At 64.4% G+C, this 7,924-nt stretch carries 5 protein-coding genes; 4 read left to right on the plus strand and 1 reads right to left on the minus strand.

All coding sequences use genetic code 11. From position 1 onward, the window contains the following. Positions 1-13: 13 nt before the first annotated feature. The 3 genes from A3ES_RS0143130 (at position 14) to A3ES_RS50445 (ending at position 6,116) form a co-directional block, all read left to right on the plus strand. On the plus strand, positions 14-2,605 hold the full coding sequence (locus tag A3ES_RS0143130; RefSeq protein WP_020393064.1) for an ATP-binding protein: 2,592 nt from the start codon (positions 14-16) through the stop codon (positions 2,603-2,605). A gap of 131 nt (positions 2,606-2,736) precedes the next feature. Continuing rightward, positions 2,737-3,798, plus strand: a complete 1,062-nt coding sequence (locus A3ES_RS0143135; RefSeq protein WP_020393065.1) for a methyltransferase domain-containing protein — start codon at positions 2,737-2,739, stop codon at positions 3,796-3,798. Between the two features lie 89 nt (positions 3,799-3,887). Beyond that, positions 3,888-6,116, plus strand: coding sequence for an ATP-binding protein (locus tag A3ES_RS50445; protein ID WP_051084946.1), 2,229 nt, complete (start codon positions 3,888-3,890; stop codon positions 6,114-6,116). A gap of 66 nt (positions 6,117-6,182) precedes the next feature. Here the strand turns inward: A3ES_RS50445 and A3ES_RS0143145 are convergent, their stop codons facing one another. Further along, a complete protein-coding gene (locus tag A3ES_RS0143145; RefSeq protein WP_020393067.1) occupies positions 6,183-6,464 on the minus strand; it encodes a twin-arginine translocase TatA/TatE family subunit in 282 nt (93 codons plus the stop codon). A gap of 879 nt (positions 6,465-7,343) precedes the next feature. Between A3ES_RS0143145 and A3ES_RS54775 the strand changes: the two genes are divergently transcribed. Next, positions 7,344-7,924, plus strand: a 581-nt coding sequence (locus A3ES_RS54775; protein ID WP_169501854.1) for an FG-GAP repeat domain-containing protein, incomplete at its 3' end; no start/stop codon positions are given.

The raw sequence follows: 7,924 nt of genomic DNA on the forward strand, positions 1-7,924 counted from the left end.
AGACTATCGGCAGGTGGAACGCCGGATCATCGAGCGTGATGGTGAGCTTGCTGAGCTCACTGCTGCGGTTCGCCTCGCCACGACCGGCCAGGGATGCGTGGTGCTCGTCTCGGGTGAGGCTGGGATCGGCAAGTCCCGGTTGGTGGAAGCGGCGTGTGCGTGGATGCCCGCAGCGGGGCGAACACTGGTTGGTCACTGCGACGATCTGCTGACTGCGCGGACTCTCGGTCCGTTCCGCGATCTGGCCTGCAAGGTGAGCTCAGGTCTGGCCGCTGTGCTGGAGACCGGCACCGATCGGGACCGGCTGCTGACCGCGCTGTTGTCTGAGCTTCGAACCAGTCATCGTCCAACCTTGCTCGCTATAGAAGACATCCATTGGGCCGATGAAGCAACACTGGACGTTTTGCGATACCTGGTGCGGCGCATCGAACTGCTACCAGTGGTACTCATGCTCACCTATCGCGATGACGAGCTGTCCATCGGCCGTTCCCTGCAACACTTCCTGGGGGTGACGGCGGGCAGCGACGTTTGCCGGCGGTTGCCTCTCAGTCGTCTGACACCCGGCGGCGTCCGTGAACTCACGGCGAACAGTCCGCTGGATGCGGCGGAGGTGTTCGCCGTGACAGTCGGCAACCCGTTCTTCGTGAGCGAGGTACTCGCATCCGGCAGTGCTACGGGGGTACCAAGCACCGTGGTGGACTCGGTATGGGACCGGCTAAGACGGCTATCCCGTGAAGTCCAGTCCGCCATCCAGCAGCTCGCCGTCGTACCGACTGTGATCGACCGTTGGCTGCTGGACGAGATCGTGGCTGGCGGCATCAGCGCACTTGCGGATGCCGAAGAGGCTGGTCTGCTCGAGGTCACGCCCCGTCGAGTGTCCTTCCGGCACGAGCTCACCCGGCGGGCGATCGCGGATTCCATCCCAGCGGCACGTCGAGTGGAACTCAACCAGAACGTTCTCACCTCGCTGATCGGACATGACGGCACCGACATCGCGCGGATCGTTCACCACGCATTGGCCGCCGGCGATCACAGGGCGATCGTCCGCTTCGCCCCAGTCGCGGCCCTGGACGCGGCCAGCGGTGGTGCGCATCGAGAGGCCATCGCGCACTACCAGGCGGCGCTCCTGTACGCCGACGAGTTCCCTCAGATCGAGCGGGCTCAGCTGCTGGAGGAGTACGCCATCGAGTCGTACACCATCGGCGCGAGCGACGAGGCGATAGCCGCGCAAGAAGCAGCAATCGGCCTGCGTAGATCGCTAGGGGATCATCTCGCCGTCGGTGAGGGGCTGCGTTGGCTTTCCCGGATGCAATGGTGGGGAGGGGACCGGCTGGCAGCCGAAAAGGCGGCAGACGAGGCGATCGAGGTGCTGGAGCCGCAAGGCCCGTCCCGATCGCTGGCTCGGGCCTTCAGCAACCAAGCTCAGCTGGACGTACTCGCCTACAACCCGACCAAGGCGATGCCTGTCGCCGAGCGGGCCGTTGCCATGGCCAGGCTGACCGAGGACTCCGCAACCTTGGCACATGCGCTCACAAATCTAGGCGCATCGCGGTGGCAACTGGGTATGCCGGACTCGATGCAGATCCTGGAGGAAGGGCTGCAGGTAGCTCTCGATGTAGGCGCGACGGAGGATGCCTGCCGCATCTATGTCAATATCGCCTGGAACCTGCTCGACCAGTTTCGCGCGGCTGATGCGGAGCGGTTCATCGCGGCCGGCCTAGATCTGGCGGAACGAGCGGAGCAGTTCGGTTGGCTCGACATGCTTCACGTCCTCCGGGCAGTGACCGAGACCGCACGAGGAATGTGGAGCGAAGCCGCCCGATCTGCTGAGCAGACCGTGGGTGCCCAGACATTGTTCCGCTGCCCGGCACTTATCACGCTGGGACGCATCAAGGCCAGGACCGGCCATCCAGACGCTTCCGAGCACCTGGCCTCGGCTCTGGAACTCAGTCATCGGATTGGCGAACAGCTCTGGATCGGGCACGCAGCGGCTGCGGCGGCCGAAGAGGCATGGCTACGTGGCGACGCCGCAGCCGTCGTCGACATAGCGGCGGCGCCCTATGCCGAGGCCCGTCAGCGCGGGATTCGAACTGGGTGGCCCTGGCCCGAGCTTGGATACTGGCTCGCAAAGGCCGGTCACGAGGTCGCGAAGCCCGAGACCGACAGTCCCTTCGACTGGCTGACCGACGGGCGCTGGCGGGAGGCGGCCGACTATTGGGGTGCGGCAGGATACCGCTACGAGTATGCCCTTGCCTTGACGGAAAGCGCGGATCCAGCTGACCTGCTGGAAGCACTCGACGTGCTCTACTCCATCGACGCGGCACCGCTGGCGCGGGTCATCCGACGGCTGCTGCGCGAACATGGCGCCACGTCCATTCCACGTGGTCGAGGGAACGCGTCTCGGGAGAACCCCGCGGGCCTTACCTCGCGCCAGTTGGAGGTGCTGGGACTGCTGAGCCGTGGCCTGAGCGACGCCGAGATCGCGGAACATCTGGTGGTTTCTGTCCGCACTGCTAGCAATCATGTCGCGGCAGTGCTGGCCAAGCTCGGCGTTCACAGTCGTTCGGATGCTGTCGAGCGCGCTCGGGGATGGCTCGATTCCTGACCATCAGGGGATGAGTAGTCGCCGCCGCCACCAAATCTGAGTAGTCGTCCACCGATTCTGAGTAGCTCTCACTCACGATCTGTGACGGTGTCTGGCCGTAGAACTCTCTCAGGAGAGGGAGGGAAACGACCATGGCGGTGGATGAGAACAGGCTGACGCAGTTCCTGGACCGGTTCGTGGCCGATCTGGGTGCGACAGTTGCCGCGGGAAATGTTGTGGTTGGCGATCGCCTGGGGTTGTACCGGGCCATGAAGGACGGTCCTCTGCGCCCTGAGGAGTTGGCAACAAAGACTGGAACGGCTCCGCGATACGTAGAGGAGTGGCTCCGGGGGCAGGCCGCCGGAGGATATGTCGAGTACGGCGCCGAGACCGGTCAGTACTGGTTGACCGAAGAGCAGGCGTTCGCGCTCACCGATCCGGAGGGAGCCGTGTTTGCACCCGGGGCCTTCGAGCTCGCACTTGGTGCTTTGCGAGCCCAGGACAGAATCACCGAGGCATTCCGGACCGGCGACGGCGTTGGCTGGCACGAGCACGACGCCAATGTCTTCTCCGGCTGTGAGCGGGCCTTCAAGCCCTGGTATTCCGGAAGCCTGATCGACGCCTGGCTGCCTGCGTTGGAAGGCGTTGTGGCAAAGCTGAAGACAGGGGCGGTGGTCGCCGATGTCGGGTGCGGACACGGAGCGTCGACGGTTCTGATGGCTCAGGCCTTTCCAGACTCGGTTTTCACCGGCGTCGATCGTCATAGCCCGTCAATCGACCGGGCGCGCGAGCGCGCCGTGGTCAACGGTCTCGGGGACCAGGTCGTGTTCGAGGTGGCATCCGCGCAGGACTTCGGCGAGGGCGCCTTCGGATTTGACCTGGTCACGACCTTTGACTGCCTCCACGACATGGGCGACCCACTCGGCGCGGCCCGCCACATTCGCGAGTCCCTGACGCCGGACGGCACCTGGATGATCGTCGAGCCGTACGCGGGCGACAACGTCACTGACAACTTGAACGCCGTCGGCCGGGTGTACTACTCACTCTCATCCTTCCTCTGCGTGCCGAACGCACTGTCGCAGGAAGGTGGCTACTCGCTGGGTGCACAGGCCGGCGAGGGCGCTGTCCGCAGGTTGGTGCTGGACGCGGGCTTCAAAGGCTTTCGGCGGGTTGCCGAGACGCAGTTCAACATCGTGTATGAGGCCCGCCCATGATGCGGCCGATCTACCTGCAGCCCTGCTGAACAGACCGCGCTGCCTACATCGCAATGTTCTATCGACGACGAATTTCTTGGGGGTGTCGCATGACCGAGCTCTATGGCGTTGTAGCGGGACTGCATGACGCAATGGAAAGAGAAGATCGAGTAGCCATCGGGCGTCTGCTCGCGGGGGAAGCCGGTCGCCTGGTCGATGGTGGTGAGGCTCGCTTGCTGGTAGCGGTCGCCAATCGGGCGTCGGAGTTGCTGGGCGATCCGCAGGTCGCGGCCGCGGTCGCAATGGCCAGGCTGGTCACGGGTGATTGGCACGGTGCCACCTGGGAGTTCGGCCAGCTGACCAGCTCGAGCGGTCCGATCGATCCTGGGCTTTCCTGGCGCGCCGGCCTGGCGGCGTGCCTGCTGGGAGAATTCGGGGCGGCGGACCGAGTACTGGCGCGCTCCCGTACTGATACAGCGGATCTTCAGAATGAGACGATCCATGCCGCCTGGACGGCGACAGTCTGTGCGGTTACCGGCAGGCACGCCAAGGCCCTTGAGCTGGCCGAGCAAGCGACTCAACTGGCTTCCAAATCCGCCTCTTTGCGGGCGACGAGCGCGAGTCACACCGTACTGAGTGAGGTGGCGGCGAATGCAGGTGACTGGCGAAGAGCCGAGAGCCACTATGGAGTCGCCCTCGACGCGGCCGAGCGGTCGAGTGATCTGCTGGGCCTGATTCGCCTCGGGATTGGCCATGGAGCACTTCTCACGGCACAAGGACTGGCAGGTGATGCGATCGACGAGCTCGAGAGGACTCTCGATCTCATCGATCGGTCGGGCTATGTCATCTTCCGGCCTTGGGTGCTCAAGGAGATCGGCGATGCCCTTGTACTGCGAAGCGAGTACGACGAGGCGTCTCGGCGGTACAGCGCGTCTCGCGACGCCTACCAGGCGATGAACTCCAACGATGTCGCCCGGCCGTTGGCAGGTCTAGGTTTGATCTACCGGTTGCGAGGTCAGGTAGCACAGGCAAGAGCCGCCTATGAGGAGGCAGTGCGACACGCCCAGGCGGCCGGTCAACAAGACGTCCTGGCTCTCGCTTCAGTCGGGCTGGCCCGTGTGCGTGCAGCCGATGACCTTGAAGCGGCGGCGGCGATGGCTGAGTGTGTGGCTGCGCTCGATAGCGGGCCAAACCAGGTCGGAGCCCTTCTGGCGAAGGGTTGGATCGCCCTGCTGCGAGGCGAGCCCGCGGGGGCGGAGAACGATGCGGACAGAGCGGCTGAGGCTGCCCGACTCCGACGAGATCAGGCAGGTTTGGCAGAGGCGTTGGAGCTTCTGGCGTGTGCACGTCCGGATCTAGCTGCAAGGCAACTCGCGGACGCCATCGCCATCTGGACAGATCTCGGCAATGTACTTGGGGCGACGCGCGCCCGCCTGTTGGCAGCGATGCTGCGCGCCGACAGGCCGGGGGCGCTGGATGAAGCGGACAAGCTACGCCAGTTGGGGGTCCGGAGGGAGTGGACTGGAATCGCTGATGGGTTGGCCGTGGCCAGAGTCGCGCCGGCCCTGAAGATCGATGCTCTCGGCAAGTTCCAGGTGGTCCGCGAAGGTGCGGTAGTGGCCGCCACGGAGTGGCAGTCGAAGAAGGCACGCGACGTCCTCAAGATCCTGCTGTCACGGCGAGGGAGCCCGATCACCCGTGATGAGTTGCACTCCTTGTTGTGGCCCGAGGACGCGCACCTCGCGTCCAATCGACTCTCGGTCGTCCTCACGGTGTTGCGAACGGTACTGGACGGCTCGCGCGCTGATCGCATCAGCAATCCGGCGGTGGTATCCGACCGCAACGTTGTCCGACTGGACCTGACGGTGGTCGACGTAGACGTCGAGCGGTACATCGAGGTGGCGACCGCCGCGCTGGAATCATGGCGTCGGCAAGACTCCGAGGCTCTCGGGTCGTTGCAGGCCGCAGTATCGGCGTACACCGGCGCATTCTGCGCAGAGGACACCTTCGAGTCCTGGGCACAGCCCATGCGCGAGGAACTCTCCGCGCTGCACGCCTCTGTACTCCGGGCGCTAGGCGCCGCAGCCCGCGCGGCGGAGGAGGTCGACCTGGCTGTCTGGTCGTTCCTTGCCTTGCTTCGACAGGACCCGTACGACGAGTCAACTTATGTCGATCTGGTTGAACTGCTTCAAGCGTCCGGACGGTACGGCGACGCACGTCGGCAATACCGCCAGTACACCGAGCACATGGATGAGATCGATGTGCGGCCGACGCCCTTTCCCGCTGGGACAAGCGCGGGCTCAGATCCGCGAAGGCGCACCGCTGTTGCTGCCGGCTGACGGTCAGGATCGACGTCGGGGTTCTACCGAGTCGATCCTGACCATCGCCACCGCTGAGGCCTGGGCTCAGCTGGTGGGGGGCGTCGGCGGCAGAAGGTCCCCCTGCACAAGGCCATCCGCCGGCACCGGCTTCTTGGCTGCAGTGGTCGTCCGTTGGGTAGAGGCTTCTTCGCCCTGGGCCAATTCATCGCTCTTGCGACCGGGGCCGACCTCTTCCTCCCAGATCTTCTTCGACCTGCCGAGCTGCCGCACCAGCCCGGGCAGCTTGGCCGACCCGAAGAGCAGTATGACGATCGCGAGGATGATGAGCCACTCCGCGCCCTGGGGCATACCGAGGAGCGTGATCATGACGAACTCCCTTCCACAAGCAATTCAGTGTGCTGCAATTTCCTTCGCGGCCCACGGGAACGTCACCCATGCTGCACCCCTCCGGTGGGCAACTCCTGGGTACCGCCCGACTAACAGCCGGCCCACAGGTTTCTCGAAGAGTGTCGTGCCGGAATGTGGTGGCGCTACGAAGTGCAGTCTCGGCCCCGGGGCGACAACACGGAGGCCGGACCGTGCCACCTGGCGCCACCGTGGACCACTTGCCGGCTCCCACCCCCCGAGTCGCCAGCCGGTCCACGCGCTGGGGCCGCCCAAACCGACGCGACCCTAACCCTGCATGCATCGGTCAAGCGGCGGCCCCAGCGAACACTAATCCGAGGCAATGCAGGCCCCGGCAGGGTGGCAGTGTGGGTTAGCAGCGTCAATTGTCGTGCTCGCGGGTCTGGGACGGTCTCGAACAGAGCGAGTAGCTGTGATCGGCAGGTATCGGCGAGTGCCGCAGGCAACTGGGCCGCGGTGGGAGAAGATAACATCGACGGGTGTGGTTCTCCGGCTGGACGGACGGTGTGAGAACTTCCATCCAAGCCTCACGAGCCACACCCGTCCCACACGCCACACCGGTCATCCAGCGCTAAACCCGCAGGTCAGAGCCCCAGGCAACGACTTTGCCGGGACCCTGGTCGTTGGCGCCCTTCGGGCGTTGCAGCGTAGAACACCGGCGTGTCGCAAACCCACCGCCGACCCACCAGGGACGCTGCCGCACTCCTGGGACCGGGCCTTCCCAGAGCTTACCCATCACGAAGGCTTTCACTCATATTCAGAATAAGATCTAAGGAGTAGGTGATCTTCGTGAGTGGACAGGTAGCGTGGAGTTCGATTCGAGGAAGTGGGGGCAGGTGGTTGCGCACCCGAATATTTGCCGTTTCGTTGTCAATGGTCGCTTCTGCGCTGGTGATGGCCAGCTTCGATGTGCAACTTGCGGAGGCAGGGGTCTTCCCATCGCAGCCTTCTGACAATGGAAGCTTAGCGCCGTCAGCTATCGACGGTGACTTTGACGGCGACGGCCGCGCCGATATTGTGTTGGCCGGAGCAACGGGCTTCAATACATTGCCCATGGCGCGGTCTGATGGAACTGGCGGGTTCACGACCAGCAACAGGGCGGCCATAGAGTTTGGCGCCTGGGCTGCGGTCCCAGGCGTGAAGATCATCAATGGTGACTTCAACAACGACGGCCGGACTGATATCGCGTTGACGGGTGGTCAGGGCTGGACGACGATTCCGCTGGCGTTGTCGAACGGCGACGGTAGATTTACTGTCACCAACAGTCCAGTGGGCGAGTTCGGTGGTTGGGCATCTCCGGCTGCAACGAAGGTCGTGAGTGGCGACTTCAACGCTGACGGCCGAACCGATATCGCATTGACCGGCAGCCCGGGCTTCGTTTCCGTCCCGGTTGCCTTCTCGAAGGGGGATGGGACGTTCAC

The organism is Kribbella catacumbae DSM 19601, from assembly GCF_000372465.1.
In the GTDB taxonomy this organism is placed as follows: Bacteria; Actinomycetota; Actinomycetes; order Propionibacteriales; family Kribbellaceae; genus Kribbella; species Kribbella catacumbae.

Excerpts from the sequence above, each read along its gene's own strand:
- A3ES_RS0143135 (WP_020393065.1), top strand. The coding sequence starts at position 2,737 with ATGGCGGTGGATGAGAACAGGCTGACGCAGTTCCTGGACCGGTTCGTG.
- A3ES_RS50445 (WP_051084946.1), top strand. The coding sequence starts at position 3,888 with ATGACCGAGCTCTATGGCGTTGTAGCGGGACTGCATGACGCAATGGAA.
- A3ES_RS0143145 (WP_020393067.1), bottom strand. The coding sequence starts at position 6,464 with ATGATCACGCTCCTCGGTATGCCCCAGGGCGCGGAGTGGCTCATCATC.